Annotated in this window: 26 protein-coding genes; 20 read left to right on the top strand and 6 right to left on the bottom strand. The window is 35.3% G+C overall.

Annotated elements, in window-relative coordinates:
- Position 1: 1 nt before the first annotated feature.
- The 4 genes from J2Z82_RS02575 to sda form a co-directional block, all read right to left on the bottom strand.
- Positions 2-1477 carry a Na+/H+ antiporter subunit D gene (locus J2Z82_RS02575; protein ID WP_209479235.1) on the bottom strand — a complete coding sequence of 492 codons (1476 nt, stop codon included), beginning with the start codon at positions 1475-1477 and terminating at the stop codon, positions 2-4.
- Complete coding sequence (locus tag J2Z82_RS02570) at positions 1470-1808, bottom strand: Na(+)/H(+) antiporter subunit C (protein ID WP_092492491.1); 339 nt, start codon at positions 1806-1808, stop codon at positions 1470-1472. Before J2Z82_RS02570 ends, J2Z82_RS02575 begins: the two co-directional genes overlap by 8 nt.
- Positions 1808-4144, bottom strand: coding sequence for a Na+/H+ antiporter subunit A (locus J2Z82_RS02565; protein WP_209479234.1), 2337 nt, complete (start codon positions 4142-4144; stop codon positions 1808-1810). Before J2Z82_RS02565 ends, J2Z82_RS02570 begins: the two co-directional genes overlap by 1 nt.
- A gap of 205 nt (positions 4145-4349) precedes the next feature.
- Complete coding sequence (sda, locus tag J2Z82_RS02560; RefSeq protein ID WP_209479233.1) at positions 4350-4490, bottom strand: sporulation histidine kinase inhibitor Sda; 141 nt, start codon at positions 4488-4490, stop codon at positions 4350-4352.
- Between the two features lie 487 nt (positions 4491-4977).
- Here sda and J2Z82_RS02555 point away from each other — a divergent pair, with 487 nt between their 5' ends.
- From J2Z82_RS02555 to J2Z82_RS02505, 11 genes are all read left to right on the top strand, one after another.
- Positions 4978-5493: a YqeG family HAD IIIA-type phosphatase gene (locus J2Z82_RS02555; protein WP_209479232.1), complete on the top strand. Its 516-nt coding sequence runs from the start codon at positions 4978-4980 to the stop codon at positions 5491-5493.
- A 2-nt stretch (positions 5494-5495) separates the two neighbouring features.
- Positions 5496-6596, top strand: coding sequence for a ribosome biogenesis GTPase YqeH (yqeH, locus tag J2Z82_RS02550; RefSeq protein ID WP_209479231.1), 1101 nt, complete (start codon positions 5496-5498; stop codon positions 6594-6596).
- Between the two features lie 15 nt (positions 6597-6611).
- Positions 6612-7457 (top strand): shikimate dehydrogenase, encoded by an 846-nt coding sequence (gene aroE, locus J2Z82_RS02545; RefSeq protein ID WP_209479230.1) that lies wholly within the window; start codon positions 6612-6614, stop codon positions 7455-7457.
- 3 nt (positions 7458-7460) lie between these two features.
- Entirely contained in the window at positions 7461-7751 is a 291-nt protein-coding gene (yhbY, locus tag J2Z82_RS02540) for a ribosome assembly RNA-binding protein YhbY (RefSeq protein ID WP_209479229.1), read from the top strand.
- A gap of 11 nt (positions 7752-7762) precedes the next feature.
- Positions 7763-8341 (top strand): nicotinate-nucleotide adenylyltransferase, encoded by a 579-nt coding sequence (locus J2Z82_RS02535; protein WP_209479228.1) that lies wholly within the window; start codon positions 7763-7765, stop codon positions 8339-8341.
- Positions 8319-8891 (top strand): bis(5'-nucleosyl)-tetraphosphatase (symmetrical) YqeK, encoded by a 573-nt coding sequence (gene yqeK / locus J2Z82_RS02530; protein WP_209479227.1) that lies wholly within the window; start codon positions 8319-8321, stop codon positions 8889-8891. The genes J2Z82_RS02535 and yqeK overlap by 23 nt, the downstream gene beginning before the upstream one ends.
- Before the next feature lie 4 nt (positions 8892-8895).
- The gene (gene rsfS, locus J2Z82_RS02525; RefSeq protein ID WP_209479226.1) at positions 8896-9246 is read left to right on the top strand and encodes a ribosome silencing factor; all 351 of its coding nucleotides are present in this window, start codon (positions 8896-8898) and stop codon (positions 9244-9246) included.
- Complete coding sequence (locus tag J2Z82_RS02520; protein WP_245251052.1) at positions 9246-10013, top strand: class I SAM-dependent DNA methyltransferase; 768 nt, start codon at positions 9246-9248, stop codon at positions 10011-10013. Before rsfS ends, J2Z82_RS02520 begins: the two co-directional genes overlap by 1 nt.
- 107 nt (positions 10014-10120) lie before the next feature.
- Entirely contained in the window at positions 10121-10702 is a 582-nt protein-coding gene (locus J2Z82_RS02515) for a helix-hairpin-helix domain-containing protein (protein ID WP_209479225.1), read from the top strand.
- A 67-nt stretch (positions 10703-10769) separates the two neighbouring features.
- Positions 10770-11333 carry a ComE operon protein 2 gene (locus tag J2Z82_RS02510; RefSeq protein ID WP_209479224.1) on the top strand — a complete coding sequence of 188 codons (564 nt, stop codon included), beginning with the start codon at positions 10770-10772 and terminating at the stop codon, positions 11331-11333.
- A gap of 9 nt (positions 11334-11342) precedes the next feature.
- A complete protein-coding gene (locus tag J2Z82_RS02505; RefSeq protein ID WP_209479223.1) occupies positions 11343-13622 on the top strand; it encodes a DNA internalization-related competence protein ComEC/Rec2 in 2280 nt (759 codons plus the stop codon).
- A gap of 150 nt (positions 13623-13772) precedes the next feature.
- On the opposite strand, the gene J2Z82_RS02500 is transcribed toward J2Z82_RS02505, so the two are convergent.
- Positions 13773-13907, bottom strand: coding sequence for a YqzM family protein (locus J2Z82_RS02500; RefSeq protein WP_092492505.1), 135 nt, complete (start codon positions 13905-13907; stop codon positions 13773-13775).
- Between the two features lie 499 nt (positions 13908-14406).
- Between J2Z82_RS02500 and holA the strand changes: the two genes are divergently transcribed.
- On the top strand, positions 14407-15426 hold the full coding sequence (gene holA / locus J2Z82_RS02495) for a DNA polymerase III subunit delta (RefSeq protein ID WP_209479222.1): 1020 nt from the start codon (positions 14407-14409) through the stop codon (positions 15424-15426).
- A 67-nt stretch (positions 15427-15493) separates the two neighbouring features.
- On the opposite strand, the gene rpsT is transcribed toward holA, so the two are convergent.
- Complete coding sequence (rpsT, locus tag J2Z82_RS02490) at positions 15494-15760, bottom strand: 30S ribosomal protein S20 (protein WP_209479221.1); 267 nt, start codon at positions 15758-15760, stop codon at positions 15494-15496.
- Between the two features lie 257 nt (positions 15761-16017).
- On the opposite strand from rpsT, the gene gpr reads away from it, so the two are divergent.
- From gpr to dnaK, 8 genes are all read left to right on the top strand, one after another.
- Positions 16018-17112 carry a GPR endopeptidase gene (gene gpr / locus J2Z82_RS02485; RefSeq protein ID WP_209479220.1) on the top strand — a complete coding sequence of 365 codons (1095 nt, stop codon included), beginning with the start codon at positions 16018-16020 and terminating at the stop codon, positions 17110-17112.
- 110 nt (positions 17113-17222) lie between these two features.
- On the top strand, positions 17223-18413 hold the full coding sequence (gene spoIIP, locus J2Z82_RS02480) for a stage II sporulation protein P (RefSeq protein WP_209479219.1): 1191 nt from the start codon (positions 17223-17225) through the stop codon (positions 18411-18413).
- Between the two features lie 11 nt (positions 18414-18424).
- Entirely contained in the window at positions 18425-18727 is a 303-nt protein-coding gene (locus J2Z82_RS02475; RefSeq protein ID WP_209479218.1) for a hypothetical protein, read from the top strand.
- A 137-nt stretch (positions 18728-18864) separates the two neighbouring features.
- Complete coding sequence (gene lepA, locus J2Z82_RS02470) at positions 18865-20673, top strand: translation elongation factor 4 (protein ID WP_209479217.1); 1809 nt, start codon at positions 18865-18867, stop codon at positions 20671-20673.
- A gap of 194 nt (positions 20674-20867) precedes the next feature.
- A complete protein-coding gene (hemW, locus tag J2Z82_RS02465) occupies positions 20868-22028 on the top strand; it encodes a radical SAM family heme chaperone HemW (RefSeq protein ID WP_209479458.1) in 1161 nt (386 codons plus the stop codon).
- 76 nt (positions 22029-22104) lie between these two features.
- Positions 22105-23136, top strand: coding sequence for a heat-inducible transcriptional repressor HrcA (gene hrcA / locus J2Z82_RS02460; RefSeq protein WP_209479216.1), 1032 nt, complete (start codon positions 22105-22107; stop codon positions 23134-23136).
- Between the two features lie 118 nt (positions 23137-23254).
- Complete coding sequence (grpE, locus tag J2Z82_RS02455; protein ID WP_209479215.1) at positions 23255-23836, top strand: nucleotide exchange factor GrpE; 582 nt, start codon at positions 23255-23257, stop codon at positions 23834-23836.
- A gap of 30 nt (positions 23837-23866) precedes the next feature.
- The gene (gene dnaK, locus J2Z82_RS02450; RefSeq protein WP_209479214.1) at positions 23867-25699 is read left to right on the top strand and encodes a molecular chaperone DnaK; all 1833 of its coding nucleotides are present in this window, start codon (positions 23867-23869) and stop codon (positions 25697-25699) included.
- The last annotated feature ends 58 nt before the right edge of the window (positions 25700-25757 follow it).

Here is a 25757-nt window from a genome sequence, read left to right as displayed (position 1 = left end):
ACTACTCCTTTAAAACAGATTCAATATATACTTCCGGATTTAACAAATATGCAGAAATAGATTCGATAGATGGATAAACAAATTCAGCTCCTATTCCCAGCACAACAGATAATGATAATAGAAATACGATTGGAGCAATTAGTCCTTTAGTGGATTTATGCTCAAGCGATTCATCCTTTTCTCCCCAGAATCCTTTAATAAATATTTTCATAATGGAATAAAGAATTAGTAAGCTTGACAGTAAACCTATAATAACAATAGCTATCTCACCACTTGATAAGGCTCCTTTTAGTAATAGTAATTTACCAATAAATCCACTGAATGGGGGGATTCCGGCTAAAACAAATGCAGCAACAAACAGCAGCCAGCCTAATAAAGGATAATAGTGAATCAGTCCACTAAATTTTCGTAAATCTGATGTGCCAGCAACGTAGGTTATCGTTCCTACGATTAAGAATAGTGTTGTCTTGATAAGCATGTCATGAATTAAATAATAAACAGATCCACTCATGGAATCTTCGTTAAAAATACCAAGCCCCATAAGAATAAAACCAATTGCAGGTATAATGTTGTACGCAACAATTAATTTGATATTATTGGTTGATAGAGCTCCGATTATTCCAAAGATCATGGACAATCCAGCAATCCATATAAACATTTCATGCGTTAAGTCAATCTTATATACAAAAATTAACGAAAATACACGAATTATAGAGTAGATGCCGACTTTAGTAAGTAATGCCCCAAATAGAGCTGAAATAACAGGATTCGGTACAAAATATGACTTAGGCATCCAGTAATACAAAGGAAATAATGCAGCCTTTGTTGCGAACACAAAGAATAAAAGTATTCCAATAGTTGTTAGGATGCCTTGCTGTTCAATATCTTGTACACGTTGGGCAATCTGTGCCATGTTAACAGTTCCTACAACAGAATATAAAAATGCAATAGCAGTTACAAACAGGATGGATGAAAATAGATTTATTAATACATATTTAATCGATTCCTGAAGCTGTACTTTTTCGCCACCCAAAACGATCAGTGCATAGGAGGCCATTAATAATACTTCAAAGAAAACGAATAAGTTGAATAAATCACCTGTAAGAAAGGCACCTGAAACCCCAGATATTAAGAAGAAAAAGAACGAATAGAAATAATATTGTTCTTTTCGATCAGTTAATGAATATGGAGCGTAAAAAGCACAAGCTACTGCGAGAATGTTTGTTGTAAAAACAAGAATTATTGCCAGTGAGTCAGCAACCAGAACAATTCCAAATGGAGCGTCCCATCCACCTGTTTCCATTATGATGGATCCACTAGTAAAGACTTTCCAGGTTATATAGCTAACAGTAACTAGATTTATAATAGAAAAAACTTTTGTTAAAAATCTGATTAAAACTAATTTTTTTGGAAAAAAAGCTAGGATTATTCCAGCAATTAACGGAATAATGATTGGTAAAACTGCTAAGTTACTCATGTTCGTTACCCCTTAACTGTTCCATATTATCTGTATTATTTTCGTTTACTGTACGATAGGCAAGCACTAGCAGTAAGCTGGTGATACCAAAACTAATAACAATAGAAGTTAGTATCAGCGCCTGTGGTAATGGGTCTGTATATTCGTTAACACCTTCTATTAGAATTGGAGGGGCACCTGTTTTTAATTTCCCCATTGTTAATATAAATAAGTGTGCACCATGTGAAAGTAGTACTGTGCCAATAATAATCCGCAACAATTGCTTTTGTAATAGATTATAAATTCCCGTGGCAAATAGTGTACCTGCTAGGATTGAGATAATAATTTCCATTATTTCTCCTCCTTATTGTTTCTTAAGTTAATCATGCTATAAATGGCGAGTGCTGCAATACCTAGAACGGCAATTTCAAATAATGTATCCAATCCGCGCATATCTACTAAAATAACGTTAACCACATTATCACCGCCACCCAGTGAATGGGAGGTTTCAATAAAGTAATCTGAAATTTTATTGAAACTGTTGGTGCTATGGGAAGCTATTGCAATCAATGTTAACAATGTACCAAAGCCAATCGAAATAATTATATTTATAGTTTTGGTACTTAAAGATTCATTACTTTTTTCAAGTTTTGGCAAGTGATAGAAACAAAGTAAAAATAGTGCTACAGAAACCGTTTCTATTACTAATTGTGTTAATGCCAAATCCGGGGCACGATAAATAACAAACAGGATTGCCACTCCATAACCAACAACTCCCACAGTTAAAATAGCGGCTACATTATGTTTGGTAAAGATTGTGCCAATTGCAGCTGCAATCATAAGCAGAACAACTGCTATTTCTACAATTGTTACCTCAGCCAACTCATTAAATTGAATCGTAAAACCATTGGTCATAAACATGATTGTGAATGTAACTACTAATGTTGTAGCAAGAATTGCAGCGAAGTAGAACCTAATGGATCCCGTCATATAAGAACGTGTGATTCGATTTGAATACACATCCAACATGCTGATTAACCAATCATATGCTTTGTTAAAACTCAATTTTCCTGGGAGTAACTTATAAACTCCATTCCATTTTTTCCGTGTTGAAACAAGAACTGTACCAATACCTACTACAACAAGTGACATTTGGAATGCAGTCGAATCAATGCCGTGCCAGAATTTAAGTTTTTTAACAACCTCACTTCCATACACTGACTCTGCAGCATGGGCGATAAATGTTCCATTAACTAAATTAGGGAACAGTCCAATTAAGATAACACCTAGGACAAGCACGATTGGAGATATCAACATACCAAATGGTGCTTCATGTGGTTTTTTAGGTAACTGGTTTAGTTGTTTTTTCCCTCTAAACACACCGAAGAAGAAATACAGCGAGTAGACAAAGGTGAAAATACTGCCTAATACTGCCAGGTAAGGAATCACTTGTACCAGAAAACCTGCTAAATCGCTTACTCCCTCTGTTAAATGAATTGCTGAATCAAAAAACAGTTCTTTACTGTAAAACCCATTTAGAAATGGTAATGGAACACCTGCCATAGAAAACGTACCAAATAAAGCTAGCGTGGCTGTCATTGGCATAAAGGTTAATAAACCTCCAAGTTTTCGAATGTCGCGTGTGCCTGTTTCATGGTCTACAATACCTGCGACCATAAATAAACTTCCTTTAAACGTAGCATGGTTTAAGATGTGGAATACTGCAGCAAAGACAGCAATTTTTGTCCCAAATCCAAGCATTGCCATAATCATACCCAACTGACTGATTGTTGAGAACGCAAGAATTGCCTTTAAATCAGTTTGGCGCACGGCCATATAAGACCCCCAGCATAACGTAACAATTCCAGCTATACTTACGATAATAAAAAACCACTCATAACCAGAAAAGATAGGAGAAAAACGTGCAACCAGGAAGAGTCCTGCCTTAACCATTGTCGCAGAATGGAGGTAGGCACTTACAGGAGTAGGTGCTTCCATTGCATCCGGCAGCCAGATATGGAAAGGGAATTGTGCTGATTTAGTAAATGCCCCTAGAAGTATGAATCCTAAGATGAGTGGCAGGTATTTGCTTTCTAAAATAATATCAGTTTGCGCAATCATCGCTTGAATACTGGTAGTTCCAGTAATGACAGATAATAATATAAAGCCACCAAACATACTTAAACCACCGAAGATAGTAATTAACATTGACTTCATTGCACCGTATCTAGACCGTTCGTTGAAATGCCAATATCCAATTAGTAAAAACGATGAAATTGATGTTAATTCCCAAAATGTGTAAAGAACAAAGATGTTATCTGATAATACTACACCAAGCATTGCGGCCATGAACATGATTAAGTAAACATAAAAGTGACCTAAACGCTCTGAATTATCAAGGTAATAAATAGAATAAAGAACAACAAGTGCGCCGATTCCACTTATCAGTAATGCAAACAGGAGACTGAGACCATCTAAATAAAAATTGAAATTAATATCGAGAGATGGGATCCATTTATATGTTTGATGGATTGGTGTGAATTCGTTCCCGATGAAACGAATAAAGTATAGAAATATCGTAAAGGGAATAATGAATACAAAAATACCGGTATGTATCTTGTCTTTAAACTTACTTATAAATGGAATAAAACAAGCAAGCAAAAGCGGGATTAATACTATGTAAATCATTTGTTTGTAGTCCTCCTTATTGAATACGGGTAGGTATGTATGAACGAAACGGGGAATCCATTTAGTTAATTTACGTGACTAGCTTTATTATTTATTATTATACCAAAATAGCTTATCATAATCTGATACTAGATAAAATAAAAAACCCCTATCATTTAATTGATAGGGATGAGTATAGTCACGATTATTCTATTGGCAAACCGATTCAACTTGAACATTTGATTTTGTGTGTTAATGATCTTTTCCTGATTTCTTTTTCAATAAGATATACAAAGTCGGGGCTCAAATTTAACTCATTTGCTTTATGGTAGGATTCTAATAACAGTTCGTCTGACAAATATTCCATAAATTTAGCCCTCCCCTAACTTTTTTTGCAGTTAAGAAAGAATAAATCTTTTCTTACTGCATAAGTGTAACTTATGCTTTCGCCATTGGCGAGAAGCAAAATCTAGTATGTCTTGTTCTTATATAATAATTTACCACGAATTGATAGGCAGAACAAGGTTGTAGTTATCTACAATCGCTTGTAGATAACTTGTGTATAAAAGGTAAAAATCCGTCGAAAATGTTGATTTTTCACTGTGGATTTTGTTGACAGAGTTATCCACAACTCGAAATTTGAAAGAAATTGTCGAACGGTTTTTGGCATAAATGACATGATTATAAATAAAAATAACACTTTGGGATTGGATTATTTCTTTATTAATGTAGAAAGTTATTATAGGATTAAGTTATAATATTTATTTGCACCTGTATCTACGGAAATAATATCCTGGGCAGAAAAATTACATAGAAAACAATACATTTGCAGCATAAATGAAGAGGTGTAACAATTGTTTAAAAAATTTTTACCAAATGAACATGTGAAAACCATTTTTGATATACATCCAGCCTTGCTGAAAAAAAAAGGAATTAATGGAATTATTACTGATTTGGATAATACACTTGTGGCTTGGGACGTAAAGGATGCTACTCCAGAAGTCATTCAGTGGTTTGAACAGATGAAAAAACAAGACATTAAAGTGACAATTATTTCGAATAATAAACAGGAGCGCGTTAAACTATTTTCGGAACCACTTGATACACCATTTGTGTTTAGTGCAAGGAAGCCATTAAGTCAAGCTTTTAAAAGTGCGGCTAAAGAAATGAAGCTGAAAAAGGAAGAAGTTGTAGTAATTGGAGATCAGCTTTTAACGGACGTGCTTGGTGGTAATTTCGCAGGATTTCACACGATACTTGTTGTACCTATAGTTCAAACTGATGGAAAAATTACTCGTATCAATCGAAAAATTGAACGACGAATATTAAGCTACATGAATAAAAAAGGTAAGATAAGCTGGGAGGAATGAGAATGGAGAAAATATACTGTCAAGGTTGTGGAGCCCTAATACAATCAACTAATCCTGATGAAGTCGGATACACACCAAAATCGACCCTTGATAAAGAATCTGTTCTATGTAAACGATGTTTCCGCTTGAAACATTATAACGAAATACAGGATGTTTCCATGACGGATGATGACTTTTTAACAATGGTAAGCCAGATTAGGGATACTGAAGGGCTTGTTGTTCATGTAATAGATATTTTTGATGTAAATGGAAGTATGATAAAAAGTCTTCCCCGCATTATAGGCGATAAATCAGTTCTATTGGTTGGCAATAAGATTGATTTGTTACCTAAATCAACAAACAAGCGTAAACTAACACAATGGCTTCAAGCCACTGCTAATGAGGCTGGTATAAAAGTGGAAGGTATATACCTTATTTCATCAGTAAAAGGATATGGTTTAGCAGAATTGACTGAGGCTATTGAAAAGTATCGAAACAAAAATGATGTTTATATTGTTGGTACAACAAATGTTGGGAAATCCACTTTTATAAATCGGTTGATACAGCAGTCAAATGGCGTAAATGATGTGATAACTACTTCCTATTTTCCTGGTACAACTTTAGGGTTTATCGAGATACCTCTGGATAGCGATACATCAATAATTGATACACCTGGTATCGTAAATAAACAGCAAATAGCACATTATATATCAGATAATGATCTCAAGCTAATAACACCAAACAAAGAAATCAAGCCTAGGGTATACCAATTGAATGATCAACAAACCCTCTATTTTGGAGGTTTAGCACGTTTGGACTTTGTCAAAGGTGAGAGGCAGTCGTTTGTTTGTTATTTTTCTAATGACTTAACGATCCATCGGACAAAGTTAGAAAAGGCTGATCAGCTATTAAGTGAACATAAAGGCGGTCTTTTATCTCCGCCGGATGATAAATCAATTGAAACATTACCTAGGTTAATTGAAAGCACGTATCGAATTACAGATAAACAAACAGACATTGTTTTCCCTGGACTAGGGTGGGTAACTATTCCAACTGGTAACGTTACAGTTGCTGCGCACAGTCCTAAGGATGTTAATGTTTCAATCCGAAGATCGTTTTTATAGGAGGACTAGTATAGTATGCATATGAAGCTGGGACTTATTGGTTTCCCCATAAAACACTCTCTATCTCCCTGGATCCATAATCAATTTCTGGAAAAATCCGGAATGAAAGGCACATATTCAATTATGGAAATTAGTCCAGATAATACGTTTGAGCAGGAATTAGAGCGAATAAAAGAAAGTGGATTAGATGGATTTAATGTTACCGTTCCGTACAAAAAGCAAATAATAAATTATCTGGATGACTTAGATAAGAATGCTGAAATAATTGGGGCGGTTAACACAGTAGTTTGTAAAAATGGTAAATGGATAGGCTATAATACCGATGGAATCGGGTATGTTATCGCCCTCAGAAAAAATTTTCCGGAAATCTTTCACGATAAAAAAAATAGAATTCTGATTTTCGGTGCCGGCGGTGCTGCTTATGGAATTTATTATGGGTTGAAATCAGAAGGATTTACGCAGATTGATATAGCAAACCGTACACATTCAAGTGCGAAAGCAATAGCAATACTTGGAGATAATAATGTTGAGACATCAATATTGTCGCTGGATGAAGCACAAGAATCCATTAATAGCTATAATTTAATTATTCAAACGACATCAGTTGGGATGAAACCAAATACTGAAGATACGATAATACCAATCAAATCACTTAATCAAAAGAGTGTTGTAAGTGATATTATTTACCAGCCGTTAAACACTAGATTTTTGATGGATGCGAAGAAAACAGGGGCGTCTATTCATTATGGCCATACGATGTTGTTGTATCAAGCACAATATGCATTTGAACTTTGGACAAATAAGAAAATACCTATTGATAATATGGATCAGCAACTAAAAACTATTTTGGAAGGAAGATAATGTATGCTAACAGGAAAACAAAAACGATTTTTGCGTTCAAAAGCAAACCAATTAAAGCCTATATTTCAAGTAGGTAAAACAGGTGTTAATGACAATATGATTGAACAAATTAGTGAAGCTCTTGAAAAGAGAGAATTAATTAAAGTTAGTATTTTACAGAACTGTATGGAAGACAAAAATACAGTTGCTGAAAAGTTATCGGCTGGGGCGGAAGCGGAAGTAGCTCAGATTATTGGCAATAATATTGTACTTTACAAAGAGTCTCAGGAGAATAAACATATTCAGTTACCTTAAAGGAGTTTGGAATGAAATATATAGGTATATTGGGCGGTACATTCGATCCGCCACATCTCGGTCATTTGATAATAGCTGAAGAAGTGCGAGTTGCATTGAAGCTTGATGAAGTCTGGTTTATTCCTTCACAAGAGCCGCCACACAAAGAGAAGGCTTTCATTGGGGCAATGCATCGGGTTGAAATGGTGAAAAGAGCAATCGATAGTAACCCGAATTTTAAATTAAACACGATTGAAGTAGATCGTTTAGGCAAGTCTTTTACGTTTGATACAATGAAATTATTGACTAAAGATAACCCTAACGTTGTATTTCATTTTATTATTGGTGCGGATATGGTAGAGTATTTACCAAATTGGAGAAATATAGATGATTTATTAACCATGGTTAAATTTGTTGGTGTCAAACGCCAAGGATATAAATTAAACAGTGAATATCCAATTATAGAAGTGGATATCCCTCTCATTGAGATATCTTCAACTAATATAAAAGAGCGATTAACCAATAATGTATCAGTTAGATATAGGCTGCCGGATTCGGTTGAAACCTATATAAAGGAGAAGCAATTGTATGAAAAAAGAGGAAGCGATTAGTCTTGTGAAACCTTATCTGAAAACGGAGAGGTTTGAACACACGTTACGTGTAGCTGAAACTGCGGTAAAATTAGCGAAGTTGTACAGCGAACCTGTCGATAAAGTGGAGCTGGCTGCCATTTTTCACGACTATGCCAAATATTTTTCATTGGAGTATATGAAACAGGTGATTAAAGAAGGTGAGTTGCCACAGGATTTACTCGAACACCATCATGAATTATGGCATGGACCAGTAGCTTCAATAATAATAGCTCGTGAATTTGGTATATCTGATACTGGTATCCATAGTGCAATTCACTATCATACAACAGGTAAGGCAGATATGAGTAAGATGGATATGATCATCTTTACAGCTGATTATATTGAGCCTGGACGGTCATTTCCAGGTGTAGAAGAGGTTCGGGAAATGGCTGAAGTAGATTTGTATCGTGCTACTTGGATGGCGTTACGGAATACAATTCAATTCCTGGTTAGTAAACATGTTTGTGTTTATCCTGACACCTTTTATGCATATAATGATTTAACAAGACGATTAAACGGAGGTAATTAAATTAATGGATAACAAAGAAATTATTCAACTAATTGCAAATGCATGTGATGATAAACGAGCGGAAGATATTGTTGCTTTGGATATGCAGGATGTATCGTTAATGACGGACTACTTTCTAATTTGTCATGGAAGTAATGAACGTCAGGTTCAAGCGATTGCGAGGTCGATAAAAGATTCTATGGAAGAAGAAGATATTATAATTAACCGTCTGGAAGGCTATGAACAGGCTCGCTGGATTTTAGTCGATTTAGGTGATATTGTATGTCACGTTTTCCATAAGGAAGAGCGCTCATATTATAATTTAGAACGATTATGGGGCGACGCATCAAAAGTTGAATTAAGTGTTGGACAATAATGGATAATCCTATGAGTTATCAACAAATGTCAACCATATACGACCGGTTAATGAATGACGCTCCATATGACCAGTGGCAATCATTTACAATTAATATTATCAGTCAATTAGGGAAATCAGTCGAAAAAATAGTTGACTTAGGCTGTGGCACAGGCCAGATTACTACGAGGTTGGCTCGTGAAGGATATCGTATGACAGGTGTTGATTACTCTAGTGATATGCTGAGCTATGCTGAACAGCGCGCAAGCACCGAAAGGCTTAATATACAGTGGATTCACCAGAATTTAATTAATTTAAATGGAGTTATAAATCAGGATGTAGCAGTAAGTTACTGTGATGTAATTAATTATATAACGCAAGAGGACGAGCTGCAAACTGTTTTTCAAAACGCAGCAGATTCATTGAAGATAGGTGGACTGTTTATTTTTGATGTTCACTCCCTTTTTCACGTTGAGCATAACATGGTAAATCAGACTTTTGGCGAAGTAAATGATGATGTTTCATATATCTGGTTTTGTTCGGAGGGAGAAGAACAAGGAGAAATGTATCACGACTTAACATTCTTTGTAGCTGATCAAAAGAAGTATTCCCGATTTGATGAATATCACCATCAACGTACATATTCAGTTGATTTTTATTCCCATTTATTAAAAAAGACCGGCTTTAAAATAAAGCATTTATCTGGTGACTTTTCGTTAATAAATGAAAATATTAATGCAGAATCCGAGAGAATCTTTATAGTAGCTGAAAAACGGTCGGAGAAATAATTTCCGATCGTTTAATTTTGAAAGAGGATTATTAAAAAGAATGTCGAATAGATAATTATAGACCCTTCAAATACCCTCTATTAAACCTCAAAGGAAGTGACTTCAAATTGCTTGAACTCCTCAGAAAAAATATTTTCTTGATTGTCATTGTTATAGCCATTAGTGGTTTTTTATTATTAAATAATGATGAAATTGATGAAAAAGCAACCCAATTAAATTCTGCATCTACCTCAACCAATATATTGAAAGAAGAAATTCCTGACCAGCCTCCAACAGTTATTATTGATGTAAAAGGTGAAGTTCTACAGCCGGGAGTTTATGAAATGGATTCAAAATCTCGTGTTGATGACGTAATTAAAATAGCCGGTGGCTTTACCAAAAGTGCAGATCAGACAATGGTTAATCTTGCTCAAAAAGTTCAAGATGAAATGATTATCGTTATTCCCAAAATAGGGGAAACCTCGGCAGGGAACGAACCGAATGTGAGTGGAAACGACAAGGTAAGGATAAATTATGCTACCAAAGCAGAAATCGAGGGTTTAAATGGAATAGGGCCATCGAAGGCACAGGCCATTTTGCAGTACCGCGAAGAAAATGGATTTTTTAAAAAAATTGATGACCTGCTACTGGTTTCAGGGATTGGCGAGAAAACACTTGAAAATCTGAAGGATGATGTACAAATTCCATAGGTTTGTTGACCAAAATAATAGAGAAATTGTAAACTATAAAATAATATGACATAAAGGTGGTTTAACAATGGAAAGGATAACTTGGGATCAATATTATATGGCACAAAGTCACTTATTGGCACTTAGAAGTACATGTACTAGGCTTATGGTTGGTGCAACAATTGTACGCGAAAAGCGAATTATAGCAGGTGGTTACAATGGAAGTGTTTCCGGAAGTGTTCATTGTATTGATGAAGGTTGTTATGTAATAGATGGTCATTGTGTACGTACAGTACATGCGGAAGCTAATGCGTTATTACAATGTGCCAAATTTGGAGTTCCAACAGAAGGTGCTGAGATGTACGTAACACACTTTCCATGCTTGCAGTGCTGCAAACAGATTATCCAAAGTGGGATTAAAACCGTATATTATGCTGAAGATTATAAAAACCATCCATATGCTATTGAGCTTTTTGAGGATGCTGGGGTGCAAACCAATAAGGTAGAATTGACATATTTAGCTGTGGATACGCAATATCAGGAAAAAGAAGCATACATAAATAATCTGCTTCAAGAACTTAAATCACAAACGAACAACAAGCAAAAGTATGATGCGTTAAAAATAGAAGCTGATAATTTATTTGATTTATAGGGACCAGACATGAAAGGATATTGGTATGTTCCGGCATTAGGAATTGTCAGCAGTGCGTTATCCATCATCTACCATAGCAATTGGTTTATACTGGTATTTTTTATATGGCTGCTTGTTTTGTACTATGATAGACGGCTAGGGAAGTTAATTACTTTTACTTCTATAGCCCTTTCCATCTTTTTCTACTTTTATATCCCCAATCTAGAAACAATCCTCCATACAGAAGAAACCAATACAGCACATGAAACTGACTTAGCAGGTCGGATAGTAAGCCCCATTAATGAATCATCTTCAAAAATTGATTTCGAATTAAAAGAGTATACTTCAAACAAAAAATTACTTATTGTTTACTATAAAAATAAGCAGGAGATAAAACATAGTTTAAAATTTGGTGCCACCTGTAATATTGAGGGTACTCCAGAATTGCCAAGTCAAAGCAGGAATCCAGGTCAATTTGATTATCAGCATTATTTGCTGTCAAAAGGGATTACACATGAAGTGGTAATTAACTCATTGGAAAGTCTTGACTGCAGTGGTTCATCAACTTTAAATAAAATCCACACAATCCGCACAAGTTTAATAAATTATACATTAGATAAGCTTAGTCCACAGACAGCTGTATGGTTAAATGCTCTCGTATTAGGAGATGATTCCCAGATGCCTGAAGATACTGTAGACTTGTTTCAGCGGTGGAATCTTTCGCATTTGTTAGCCATATCCGGGCTTCACGTTGGATTGATTGTTGGATTACTATATTTCCTGCTTATCAGGCTTAATATCCTGACAAGGGAAAAAGCACAGTGGGTGGTAATATTCTTCTTACCATTGTACGCTTTAATCGCTGGTGGAGAGCCGTCAGTATGGCGCGCAAGTTCAATGGTATTACTATTTCTGTTCATAAATAAAGTGCAGTATAAATTCAGTGTAACTGATGTACTCAGTATGGTATTTATCATGCTGATTTTTCTGGATAAATATATTATCTATAGTATTGGATTTCAATTATCTTTCAGCGTCACGATGGGGCTTCTTCTGTCAAAAAGGTGGTTAGCGCAAACAAATGTATCTTTCTTTTCGATTCTTAAAATAAGTTTTCTTTCCCAGATGGTAATTTTACCACTTCAATTATTATATTTTTCCACTTTTCAGCCACTTTCCATTTTATTAAATGTCATAGTTGTTCCTTATTTTTCGTTCTTTGTAATTCCGCTTATGTTCCTGCTGCTACCACTCTCTCTATTTGCGGGAACCCTCATACCATACATTGAAACACTTTTTAACTGGATACATGAACATTTCATATCGTTTATTTATTTTATTGATCAAATTTCATACTATCCATGGGTTATAGGATCGTTCTCACTTGGTAGTACAATAGTGTATTACTCGATTTTGCTTATATTTCTGAAAAAACTGGAACTTGCAAAGTTAAAACAATCTTTTATATATGGGTGTTTCCTGACTATGGTAATCATGGCTATTGCTCTAAGACCGTACTTTTCTCCGGTTGGATCTGTAACGATGCTTGATATAGGCCAGGGAGATGCGATGGTTGTTGAACTTCCCTACCGAAAAGGTGTAATTTTAATCGATGCAGGAGCAAGAATGTCTTTTGAAGATGGTCGGTATACTCCAGGTGTTTATAAGCAAATTATAAAACCATACTTACTCTCCAGAGGTATTCGGGAATTAGATGCACTATTTATTTCACATGAAGATAGTGACCATATGGGTAGCTTACCGTTTATGTTAGATAATGTTGAGGTGAATAAGGTAATTGTTAGTGAGTACTATGAATTTGATGAACAATTATCCCGTCTATTAGTTAAAGCAGAAACTCGAGTTGAACGATTTGAAACAGATAAAGAAATAATGGTTGGGGGACAGTCTTTTTATGTGCTTTCACCAAATCAGGATAAACAGAATTCGAACGAAAATTCACTTGTATTATATACAATTCTTGGAGGAAAGTCATGGCTTTTCACAGGTGACATTGGAAAGGAAACAGAAAAAGAAATCATATCTTTATATCCTAACTTAAAAGTTGACGTATTAAAGGTTGCGCATCATGGCAGTAATTCCTCAACCGGTAAAGATTTTCTTAAACAAATTATACCTGCATATGCACTAATATCTGTTGGTTTGAATAACAGTTATGGACATCCGCACAATGAAGTAATCACAACACTTGAAGAGCAAAACGTGGTATTACTCAGAACCGATAAGCACGGTGCAATACAATATTATTTTAAAGACGATGATGGAACGTTTTTCACCTATTTTCCATAGGCTGTAATTGTACACAAAAAGAGACTGCATGATGTCAGTCTCTTTTTAACAGGTAAGAAAGTAAAAGTACCTTCTAATTGCATAAGTGCAACTAAGGCACTCGACATTAATGCTTGGCGAATACCAAGTTTCTAATAATTAATTACGATTTTAAGAGCCAGCTACACTAATTACTGCACCTATGGTAAAAATTAGGACAAAGAAAAGAAATGAGAATCCAAAACCTTTAATTGAATCTACAACATCATTATTTTTTGACTGTACGTCCTTTTCAAATTCGTTCACATCTACCCCTCCTATACAAACTCAAGTATAAAATAAATACATAAAAAAATCTACTTATGAACTAAAAATTTCACACAAAATTAAAAGTCACCATATTTAGTAAGAGTTAACATCTATACTTTTGATTTTACAGGTAATTCTATAACTAAACAAACATCGTTTAAAATACAGTTTCTAGAGCTGGATTTTAAGCGTTTATATAGATGCGGAGGGGAATTATTAATTTAATCCCCCTCTTTCCTTTTTATCCTTGATTTTTCGGTAAGGTTTGTTGCTATTTACTCTTCGCTATTATAAAATGCGTTACTGCAGAAATGCGCACTTTTGAGCGGTATATTAGTTGTTGTTAGATTTTTGGAATATACCACAGAGACCTGGCGAATAACAATTTTTCTAATAAACAACGACAATTATATAGAAAATAGCCTTCTTAAAAAAACCCCTTGCTATTCTATGGGATACGTTTTACGATTGTTTATATCGTATTGGAGTGAATAGTATGGCATACTCAGAGGTATTACAGCAAGTAAAGAAGAAGCAAATAAAACCAGTATATTTATTATACGGAACAGAGTCTTATTTCATACAAAATATTACGAAGTACGTAACAAAAGCAGTGTTACCAGATGAGAGCAATGATAATTTATCTACATATGATTTGGAAGAGACACCTATTCAAGAGGTAATAGCTGACGCTGAAACTTATCCATTTTTTGGTGAAAAAAAGTTAATTATCGCCAGTAATGCTTCTTTTTTAAAGGCTAAACCAGATAAATTATCCTTTGAACATGATCTGGAAGTGTTAAGCCGTTACTTAGTACAACCTGTTGATTATTCGGTGATTATACTAATAGCGCCATATGAAAAAATTGACGAACGAAAAAAAGTGAGCAAGGCACTTAAAAAAAATGGCGTGGTCGTAGCTTGCAACCGAATAAAGGATTATGAACTGAGGGGCTGGATCACGAATCTTGCGGGAAGTTTGAAAATAACCATTGAAGAAGATGCCTATGAAATGCTTGAGACAGAGCTCTCTACTGACCTGCATCTGTTGCGAAATGAACTAACCAAACTCGCATTGTATGTTGGTGAAGGTGGAATTGTTACGAAAGAAATTGCTGAAAATCTAATATCACATACCGCAAGTAATTCTTCTTTGCGTCTGGTAGATGCCGTTATTGAACGCAACTTATTTAAAGCAATTTCCATTTACAAAGATTTAGAAAAGATGAAAGAAGAACCAATTGGGTTGATTGCTTTATTGGCTTTTCAATTTCGGACCATATTGAGAGTTAAACTATTAAAGCAAAAAGGATATAGTCAGGCACAAATGCAAAAACAGCTTTCAACTCATCCATATGTAATAAAAATCGCGATGAGCAGGGAAGGTAGGTTCTCTATCGGAAGATTACAGGATATCATTGTAAAATTAACTGAAGCTGATGCAAATATAAAGCAAGGGAAGATGGACAAAGAACTTGTCTTTGAGCTACTATTACATGATTTAGTAACCCCATAAAGACAAGGTAATATAAACTAAAACAAACAAAAAACGATCCTTTAACAGGGATCGTTTTATTTGTTTATTATGCGCTTAGTTCATTAACCTTTTTACTTAAGCGAGATTTTTGGCGATCACCGTTGTTTTGATGAATTACACCTTTTTGTACAGCTTTATCAATTTTCTTGATTGTAGTTTCTAATGCAGATTTTGCATTTTCAACATCTTTATTCTCAACCAATTTTTCAACACGTTTAATTTGTGAACGCATATCTGATTTATATTGCAGGTTTTGTTCATGTTTTGTTTTATTTGTTTCAACACGTTTGACAGCAGATTTAATATTAGCCATTGTTTCACCTCCTAATTAAACACCATATCGTTACATTATTAGAAAACTTGGCATACGCCAAGCCTTAATGGCGAGTGCCTTAGTTGCACTTATGCAGTAAGAAGGAATTTATACTTTCTTAACTGCTAACAAATGACATTCTACCAAACGAACCCAACCTTTTCAATAGCTTTATTTCGCTCTCGTATGTTTTTTATTGAAATAGTTAAGCCTATATATAAGGAAAAATCCTAAAAAAGTAAAAAGGGGTTTCGGTAATGAAAAATAACGAAGAGGAATACCAAGTAAGAACAGATCTCGCTGTAGAAGCAAAGGATATGTATGTGGATAAAGAGGATGAACAAAAACAGTTAAAAGGAGTTACAGTAAAAGAACGACAAGAAGATAATATAACTATATCCTATGTCGAAGTAGATGCTGAAGGCGAAAAAATGATTGGCAAAAAACCAGGATCATATATCACAATCTATGCTGATGGCGTTAAGAAGCAGGATACGAAGCGGCAGGAGTCAGCTGCAAAGATATTTGCGGGAGAGTTAGAACAATTGCTCGAGAAAAATGAAGTTCCGCTAGATGGCAATGGTCTAATAGTGGGACTGGGCAATTGGAACGTAACTCCAGATGCACTTGGGCCAATGACCGTTGATAAAATTATGGTAACAAGCCATTTGTTTCAATTGGAACATGAATCAGTATCGGAAGGCTATCGATCTGTTGCGGCAGTCACTCCTGGTGTAATGGGAGTAACTGGAATGGAAACAAGTGATATTATATTTGGTATAGTAGAAAAATTTAACCCTGACTTTGTTATTGCAGTTGATGCATTAGCATCAAGGTCGATTGAACGTGTGAATGAAACAATCCAGCTTTCGGATACAGGAATACACCCAGGATCTGGTGTAGGAAATAAACGGAAAGAGCTTAGTCAGGAAACATTGGGAATACCCGTTTTTGCAGTAGGAGTTCCAACAGTTGTTGATGCGGTGACGATTACGAGTGATACTATCGATTTTATATTAAAGCACTTTGGAAGGGAATGGAAAGAAAAAGATAACCCTTCCAAATCATTAGCACCTGCTGCATTATCTTTTGGAAACAAAGAATTTACAGAAGAAGACTTACCAGATGAAGAAAAACGTGAGACCTTTCTTGGAATAGTAGGTAATTTAACAGAAGAAGAAAAAAAATCTTTAATTAAAGAAGTACTGACACCAATAGGTCATAACTTAATGGTAACTCCTAAGGAAGTAGATGGCTTTATGAAGGATATGGCAACTTTAATAGCAACTGGCTTAAATGCAGCTCTCCATGAAAAAATAACTGTAGAAAACTTCGCTTCATATACGAGATAATCACTCTTGTAAATCTCTATCATTTTTATAAATTTAAAAGAATTTGTTCTATCTTCTGAAGTTATTTCATAGATTTTACCATTGAGGATTACTTCAGAAGGGGTGGAACCATGTATCTCGGGAATAGACAAAATAATGGGAAGAAAAACGTGTTAAATCATTTCTATAAGAAAAGTGGTGCTTACTTTATATGTTTGATTATTTTATTTGTTGTAATAGGGTTTTTAACTACAGTAGCACCAGCCTATCGATTCTCTTCCCATACGATAACAACTTGGACTAGTGACCTTGATAGTTCCACCTTTCTCTATCTTATGGGAATGGAAAATAGAGCATTTAAGGGAGCATACCCAGAAGATAAAGCATTACCAAACTTGTCAAGCGTTGCATTTCAAATGGCAACAAGTATCAAACCGAATGATACACGAAGCTTACTCGGGAAGGAGTTACCTGGATTTTCTACCTTTGAAAACGAAATAATTATTGCTGGTGAAGGGACCAACTATACCAACTTACCAGTTGAATCTGCACCACCTCTTGATGAAATTTTAAAAGATAGAGAAGCAGTTGTTGATGATTCAACTGAATCTGAAAACCCAACAAAAGAACCAGATAAAGATAAAGACGAAGAGCAGTTAGACACCGGTGATAAGGATGTAGTTTTTATTTACAACACACATAACAGAGAATCTTTTTTACCGCATTTGCCTGATGTCACTGACCCTGATTTGGCGCAGCATGGTGAAGTAAACATTACGAAAGTCAGTGATAGGCTCTCTAAATCATTAGAATCAAATGGCATTGGGTCAAGTGTTGACAATACAGATATCATGAAAATATTAAACAATAACGGATGGGGATATGGTCAATCGTATACGGCTTCGAGGAAAGTCGTGAAAGAAGCCTTTGCATCCAATGAAGAAATTCAATATGTCTTTGACTTACACCGTGATTCTCAAAGACGGGATAAAACAACAAAATCCATAAATGGAAAAGCATATGCGAAAATTGCTTTTGTTGTAGGGGCAGAATATGCTTCTCATGAAAAAAATCTAGCTTTAGCAACAAAACTTCATAATATGATTGAAAAAAAATATCCCGGATTAAGCAGAGGGGTAATTAAGAAAAAAGGTCCTAGAAGTAATGGTATCTATAACCAGGATCTATCTCAAAATTCGCTTGTAGTAGAATTCGGTGGGGTCGACAATAATTTAGATGAATTATATCGTACAGCAGATGCTGTTGCAGATGTATTTAGTGAACTGTATTGGGATGCTGAAAAGGTAAATAAAAATCAGTAGGAGGAAATTATATGCGTTCTCTAGTTGTTCTTTTGTTACTTGCACTATTCTTTCTGGTTGGTATCGTAGTGGGATTAGATCGAGGAGAAAATGCAACTGACAAAATCCAAAGTACTGACAATACTATAATCCAAGAAAAAGTGGATGAAAAACAGGTTATGGCAGTAGAAAAAACAACTAGTGAAGATATAATGACAGCAGAAGCGCCAGTACATTTCACGCAAAAAATGGCTACATTCTTAGAAGCAAGTGTGCAAGGATTTTATGAAATAGTCGTAGAAGTTATATATCAGATCGTTCAAGTCTTTTTTTAACGGGAATTCTATTACTCACTCCTTTAGTCCTTGATTGTATGTGATGCAGTTGCTATAATCAATGCTAGTTATTGACGTCTTAAATTTGCACTTTTATTGGTGAAACGGTAAAAGACAAGTAGGAGTGAGCATCACTTATGGTGAAGAAACAAAGTAATGTACGTAATTTTTCGATCATAGCGCATATTGATCATGGAAAATCAACCTTGGCTGATCGAATTCTTGAAAATACAAAAGCACTGACACAGCGGGAAATGAAAGAACAGTTTCTTGATGCGATGGACTTAGAACGGGAACGTGGGATAACAATAAAATTAAATGCTGTGCAGCTTCATTATGAAAATAAAGCTGGAGAAGATTACACGTTCCATTTAATAGATACACCTGGACATGTCGATTTTACATATGAAGTATCAAGAAGTCTCGCGGCATGTGAAGGTGCAATACTGGTAGTTGATGCAGCCCAAGGGATCGAAGCCCAGACATTAGCGAATGTTTACCTTGCGTTGGATAATGAATTGGAAATTATCCCCGTTATTAACAAAATAGATCTTCCAAATGCTGATCCGGAACGGGTAGCACAGGAGCTTGAAGATGTTATTGGTATTGATAAAGACGATGTTATTTTAGCTTCTGCGAAAGATAATATTGGAGTAGATGAAATCCTGGATCGGATTGTTACAGATATACCTGCTCCTTCTGGTGATCCAGACTCCCCTTTAAAGGCACTTATTTTTGATTCATTGTATGATCCCTATCGCGGTGTTATAGCTTATGTCTGTATTAAAGATGGTTCCGTAAAGGTTGGAGACAAAATTAAGATGATGGCAACTGAAAAGGAATTTGAGGTTAATGAAATTGGTGTCTTTACACCAAAACCAGTAGCAAAAGATGAATTAACTGTTGGTGATGTCGGATTTCTTACTGCATCGATTAAAAACGTTGGTGATACCCAGGTTGGTGATACTGTTACACATACCAATAACCAGGCAGAAACACCACTACCTGGTTATCGCAGGTTAAATCCTATGGTATTTTGCGGATTATTCCCAATTGATTCTAATAAATATAATGATTTACGTGAAGCCTTAGAACGACTGGAATTAAACGACTCATCATTACAATATGAAGCAGAAACATCACAGGCACTGGGATTTGGATTTCGTTGTGGATTTCTTGGTTTGTTACATATGGAAATCATTCAGGAGAGGATCGAACGTGAGTTTAATATCGATCTAATTACAACAGCGCCAAGTGTAATATACGAGGTAGAGCAGACTGATGACACTACAATTGTAGTGGATAACCCATCCGTTATGCCAGATCCTCAAATTGTTAAAGAAATTTATGAACCATTCGTAAAGGCGACAATCATGGTTCCAAATGATTATGTTGGGCCTGTAATGGAAATCGCCCAAAAGAAGCGTGGACAATTTATCGACATGGAATATTTGGATGATGTACGTGTGAACGTCGTTTATCAAATTCCTCTTTCTGAAATAGTGTACGACTTCTTTGATCAGTTAAAATCTCATACAAAAGGTTATGCCTCTTTTGATTATGATTTAATCGGCTACCGTCCATCAAACTTAGTAAAGATGGATATATGGTTAAATGGCGAAACGATTGATGCTTTATCATTTATCGTTCATCGTGATTTTGCCTATGAACGAGGAAAACTGATTGTCGATAAATTGAAAGATCTTATTCCAAGACAGCAATTTGAAGTTCCGGTCCAGGCGGCAATCGGAAATAAAATTGTCGCACGTTCCACTATTAAAGCAATGCGCAAAAATGTATTGTCCAAGTGTTATGGTGGAGACATAACACGCAAACGTAAATTATTGGAAAAACAAAAAGAAGGAAAAAAACGTATGAAAATGGTAGGATCGGTTGAAGTTCCACAAGAAGCGTTTATGGCCGTTTTACAAATGGATGATGATTAATTTTTTAAGGGAGAACTTAAGGCATTCCTGCTTAAAGTTCATCCCTTTCTTAGAAATTTTAGAAAGTAAGTATACTATGGCTTTTGCCATTAAAACTTGCACTACATAGAATGAGGGGTTCTAAGAAAGCAAAATATGCTTTCGAAGGAATCCCTTTTATGAGAAGCCAAGTTTTCTAAGCATTGGAGAGGATAATTGTGGTTAATTCCGTTTATATTCATATACCATTTTGCCAGCAGATTTGTCATTATTGTGATTTTACAAAGTTTTTCTACAATGAGAAATTAGCTACAGAGTATGTAGAGGCACTTTCAAATGAAATAAACACAAATATAAATGGTACGAAGAACAAGGTAGATACTATATTTATTGGTGGAGGTACCCCTACTTCATTAAACATGGAACAATTGCGTTCTTTAATGAAAATAATCGATAACAAGTTTGACGTTGAAAGCTGTAAAGAATTTACGATTGAATCAAATCCTGGTGATTTTGACGGAGAGAAAATTAAACTGCTAAGTAGCTATGGTGTTAACAGGATATCATTAGGTGTGCAAGTATTTGACGATGCGATGCTAGAAGAATTAGGGCGACTGCATACAGTGAAAGACGTATATACTACCATTAATCAATTGCAGCAACACGGTTTATATAATATTAGTATTGATCTTATATATGCATTGCCGAACCAGACAGTCGAACAATTTAAAAACTCTTTAGATGAGGCAGTATCGTTCGGGCTGCCTCATTACTCAACATATGCATTACAAATTGAACCAAAAACTGTCTTTTATCAACGGCATAAAAAGGGTAAACTGCATCGTCCTCCAGAAGAGTCGGAAGTTCAAATGTATGAGATTTTGAAAAATACAATGCGCCAAAAAGGTGTGAATCATTATGAAATTAGTAACTTTGCGAAAACCGGTTACGAAAGTCAACACAATCTGACCTATTGGAATAATGAATATTATTACGGGTTTGGAGCTGGAGCTCATGGATATCTCCCTGGCAAACGGACAGGAAATATCAGACCTTTACCCGCTTATGTAAAAGAAGCTATGAAAACAGGGAAGCCGATATTAAATACGGAAGAAATTAGTATCAAAGAAATGGTTGAAGAAGAAATGTTTCTTGGATTACGTAAAACGAAAGGCATTAATAAGAATCATTTTCATGAGAAATTTGGCTTTTCATATGAGACAATCTATAAACATGCAGTATCTTCCTTAATCCAAAAAGGATGGCTTGCCGAGAATACCAACAACCTTTATCTTACTGACCAAGGTATGTTATTTGGTAATGAGGTATTCGAACAATTTTTATTAGAAGAAAAAGATTTAATGCATGTACGTTGACAAAAAAATAAGGATTTGATAATTTATTATTAGCATTAGCACTCGAAAGGACGGAGTGCTAACAGAGGTGATCATCATGTTAACAGAAAGACAATTACTGATATTACAAGTCATAATTGATGATTTCATTGAGTCAGCACAACCAATAGGTTCACGTGCTATATCAAAAAAAGGTGATATAGCTTTTAGTTCCGCCACCATTCGGAATGTAATGGCTGATTTGGAAGAGATGGGGTTTCTGGAAAAGACGCATTCATCCTCTGGCCGAATTCCTTCTGAGAAGGGATATCGCTACTATGTCGATCACCTAGTCTCACCACAAGTAACAGAAGGTGATAAAAAGCTAATTAATAACGTTATACAAGATGGTTTTTTCGAATTTGAACAGATTGTTCAAAAGTCTGCTCAAATACTATCTGATATTACTAACTACACATCAATAATTTTAGGACCAGAAGTGTTTGAGACAAAATTAAAACAATTGCAGATTGTCACATTATCATCGCAAACTGCTGTTGCAATATTAGTTACTAATACGGGACATGTTGAACATCGCTCATTTTCTATTCCGGAAGAAATAAGTACATCAGATTTGGAAAAAATGGTTAATATCCTAAACGATCGGTTGTATGGAGTGCCAATTGTAAGGTTACCTGAAAAGTTAAATACTGAAATTGTACACCTTATGAATAAGTACATTACAGATTTTGAAAAATCGTATGATTATTTGAAAGCTGCCTTCTTTAATGAGAACCCTGTTAAATTATATTTTGGTGGTAAAACAAATATTTTAATGCAGCCCGAATTCAAAGATATTGATAAAATTCGATCATTTTATTCCATGATGGAAAAGGAAGACGAAATAGCCAATCTCTTAAAAGATACTACGAATGGTATTAAAGTGAGAATAGGCCATGAGAACAAAGTGGATGCTATCAAAGATTTAAGCCTGATTACTGCTACGTATCAATTAAATGAAGATCAAATGGGTACAATAGCACTGTTAGGTCCTACTCGTATGGAATATAAGCGGGTCGTTAATTTACTGAACACTTTATCACATGAAATGTCTGATGCATTGTACATGTGGTACAAAAATAATGAGTGAAGTAAGTCACTTCAAATTAATGGAGACAATTCCCGTTTCTTAATGTATATTTGTTTATTTATAAAGCTATTCGTGATATATTCTAACGTGGCAATTTTATAATAGGAGGTGGCAGTAAGTGGAAGAACAAAATAAGGGTAAAACTCAAGCAACTGAAAAAAATGAAGAAACTATTACTGATGTAATTGATAATGATGAACAAGATGGAATGCAGCAAATGGGCTCATCAGATGAAAGTAAAATGGAAAGCCTAAAAGCGGAAGTAGACCAACTTAAGCAGGAAAAAGATGAACTTCAGGAGCGAATGCTTCGAACAAAAGCGGAATTTGATAATTTCAAAAAACGTTCTCAAAAAGAGAAAGAAGCGGAACGTAAATATAAAGCAGAAGACTTTGTAAATGAGTTACTACCCGCAATTGACAATTTTGACCGGGCATTACAAGTCGAAGTAAATGATGCGGGTGAAGGCTTTGTTGATGGTATATCTATGGTATACCGACAATTAAAAGACGCATTAAAAGCACAAGGTGTTGAAGAAATAGAATGCGTAGGAAAAACATTTGACCCTAATATTCACCATGCTGTTATGCAAGTAGAAGAAGAGGAAATGGAATCTAATACAGTTGTGGAAGAATTACAAAAAGGTTATATGCTAAAAGATAAAGTAATTCGGCCAGCAATGGTCAAAGTGAATAAGTAATCGGATAAGTAGTGAAGGAGGAAATTAATTATGAGTAAAATAATTGGAATTGATTTAGGTACAACAAACTCATGTGTGTCAGTAATGGAAGGTGGAGAGGCAGTAGTTATCCCAAATCCAGAGGGTAACCGTACAACTCCATCTGTAGTAGCATTCAAAAATGGTGAACGTCAAGTTGGGGAAGTAGCAAAACGACAAGCAATTACAAACCCTAACACAATTCAATCAATTAAACGTCATATGGGTACAGACTATAAAGTGAAAATTGAAGATAAAGAGTATACACCACAGGAAGTGTCAGCAATTATCTTGCAGCACATCAAATCCTACGCAGAAGATTACTTAGGTGAAGAAGTAGAAAAAGCTGTTATTACTGTTCCTGCATACTTTAATGATGCAGAACGCCAAGCAACAAAAGATGCTGGTAAAATCGCTGGTTTGGAAGTTGAGCGTATTATCAACGAACCGACAGCTGCAGCATTAGCATATGGAATTGATAAAGAAGACCAGGATCAAACAATTCTTGTATATGACTTAGGTGGAGGAACATTTGACGTGTCCATCCTGGATATTGGTGATGGTACATTTGAAGTTGTTTCAACAGCTGGCGATAATCGTTTAGGTGGGGATGACTTTGATGAAGTTATCATGGACCACATGGTTAAAGAATTCAAAAAAGAGAATGGTATTGATCTTTCCCAGGATAAAATGGCTAAACAACGCTTGAAAGATGCAGCAGAAAAGGCTAAAAAAGACTTATCTGGCGTATCACAAACTCAAATTTCACTTCCATTTATCACTGCAGGTGACGCTGGTCCATTGCATATGGAAATGAATTTGACTCGTGCTAAATTCGATGAACTGTCATCCGATTTGGTTGAGCGTACTATGAAACCAACACGTAAAGCACTTAAAGATGCTGATTTATCAGCTAATAAAATTAATAAAGTAATTCTTGTTGGTGGATCTACACGTATTCCAGCAGTTCAAGATGCAATTAAACGTGAAATTGGCAGTGAACCTTCTAAAGGCGTAAACCCTGATGAAGTAGTTGCACTAGGTGCTGCAATTCAAGGTGGCGTACTTCAGGGTGATGTAAAAGATGTTGTATTATTAGACGTTACACCTCTTTCACTTGGTATTGAAACAATGGGCTCAGTAACTACTAAGCTAATTGAGCGTAATACAACAATTCCAACAAGTGAATCACAAGTATTCTCAACTGCTGCAGACAATCAAACAGCTGTAGATATTCATGTACTTCAAGGTGAACGTGAGATGGCAGCAGACAACAAAACATTAGGGCGTTTCCAATTAACAGATATTCCACCAGCGCCAAGAGGAGTGCCACAAATCGAAGTGTCATTCGATATTGATGCTAACGGAATTGTAAATGTTCGTGCGAAAGACAAAGGAACAAACAAAGAGCAGTCCATTACGATTAAATCATCTTCAGGTTTATCAGATGAAGAGGTTGAACAAATGGTTAAAGATGCAGAAGAGAATGCAGAGGAAGATAAGAAACGTCGTGAAGAAATAGAATTGCGTAATGAGGCTGAACAGCTTATCTTTACCACTGATAAAACAATTAAGGACCTTGGTGAAAAAGTTTCTGACGAAGAAAAACAAAATGCAGAAAATGCTAAGGAAGAACTGCAAAAAGCAATTGATGCAGATGATATTGAACAAATAAAAGAAAAGAAAGAAACTTTACAAGAACAAGTTCAACAGCTTTCTGTTAAGCTATATGAACAAATGCAGCAAGATGCAGAAGCAGAACAGGGTCAGGAAGAAGGACAAGGTTCTGAAGATGTAGAAGATGCTGATTATAAAGAAGTTGACGACGAAGAAAAGAATAAATAATTAAGCTGAATCAATTGATTAAAGTCAAAGTCAGGAGTCTCTTGGCTTTGACTTTTCA

It is taken from the genome of Virgibacillus litoralis, from assembly GCF_017873675.1.
In the GTDB taxonomy this organism is placed as follows: Bacteria; Bacillota; Bacilli; order Bacillales; family Amphibacillaceae; genus Lentibacillus; species Lentibacillus litoralis.
The sequence above is the reverse complement of the archived record's forward strand: the minus strand, read 5'-3'. Positions and strand labels throughout refer to the sequence as shown.

Bases quoted from the DNA above. Each gene is read 5' to 3' on its own strand.
- J2Z82_RS02575 (WP_209479235.1), bottom strand. From the start codon at position 1,477: ATGAGTAACTTAGCAGTTTTACCAATCATTATTCCGTTAATTGCTGGA.
- J2Z82_RS02570 (WP_092492491.1), bottom strand. From the start codon at position 1,808: ATGGAAATTATTATCTCAATCCTAGCAGGTACACTATTTGCCACGGGA.
- J2Z82_RS02565 (WP_209479234.1), bottom strand. From the start codon at position 4,144: ATGATTTACATAGTATTAATCCCGCTTTTGCTTGCTTGTTTTATTCCA.
- sda (WP_209479233.1), bottom strand. From the start codon at position 4,490: ATGGAATATTTGTCAGACGAACTGTTATTAGAATCCTACCATAAAGCA.
- yqeH (WP_209479231.1), top strand. From the start codon at position 5,496: ATGGAGAAAATATACTGTCAAGGTTGTGGAGCCCTAATACAATCAACT.
- aroE (WP_209479230.1), top strand. From the start codon at position 6,612: ATGCATATGAAGCTGGGACTTATTGGTTTCCCCATAAAACACTCTCTA.
- yhbY (WP_209479229.1), top strand. From the start codon at position 7,461: ATGCTAACAGGAAAACAAAAACGATTTTTGCGTTCAAAAGCAAACCAA.
- J2Z82_RS02535 (WP_209479228.1), top strand. From the start codon at position 7,763: ATGAAATATATAGGTATATTGGGCGGTACATTCGATCCGCCACATCTC.
- yqeK (WP_209479227.1), top strand. From the start codon at position 8,319: ATGAAAAAAGAGGAAGCGATTAGTCTTGTGAAACCTTATCTGAAAACG.
- rsfS (WP_209479226.1), top strand. From the start codon at position 8,896: ATGGATAACAAAGAAATTATTCAACTAATTGCAAATGCATGTGATGAT.
- J2Z82_RS02520 (WP_245251052.1), top strand. From the start codon at position 9,246: ATGGATAATCCTATGAGTTATCAACAAATGTCAACCATATACGACCGG.
- J2Z82_RS02510 (WP_209479224.1), top strand. From the start codon at position 10,770: ATGGAAAGGATAACTTGGGATCAATATTATATGGCACAAAGTCACTTA.
- J2Z82_RS02505 (WP_209479223.1), top strand. From the start codon at position 11,343: ATGAAAGGATATTGGTATGTTCCGGCATTAGGAATTGTCAGCAGTGCG.
- holA (WP_209479222.1), top strand. From the start codon at position 14,407: ATGGCATACTCAGAGGTATTACAGCAAGTAAAGAAGAAGCAAATAAAA.
- rpsT (WP_209479221.1), bottom strand. From the start codon at position 15,760: ATGGCTAATATTAAATCTGCTGTCAAACGTGTTGAAACAAATAAAACA.
- gpr (WP_209479220.1), top strand. From the start codon at position 16,018: ATGAAAAATAACGAAGAGGAATACCAAGTAAGAACAGATCTCGCTGTA.
- spoIIP (WP_209479219.1), top strand. From the start codon at position 17,223: ATGTATCTCGGGAATAGACAAAATAATGGGAAGAAAAACGTGTTAAAT.
- J2Z82_RS02475 (WP_209479218.1), top strand. From the start codon at position 18,425: ATGCGTTCTCTAGTTGTTCTTTTGTTACTTGCACTATTCTTTCTGGTT.
- lepA (WP_209479217.1), top strand. From the start codon at position 18,865: ATGGTGAAGAAACAAAGTAATGTACGTAATTTTTCGATCATAGCGCAT.
- hrcA (WP_209479216.1), top strand. From the start codon at position 22,105: ATGTTAACAGAAAGACAATTACTGATATTACAAGTCATAATTGATGAT.
- dnaK (WP_209479214.1), top strand. From the start codon at position 23,867: ATGAGTAAAATAATTGGAATTGATTTAGGTACAACAAACTCATGTGTG.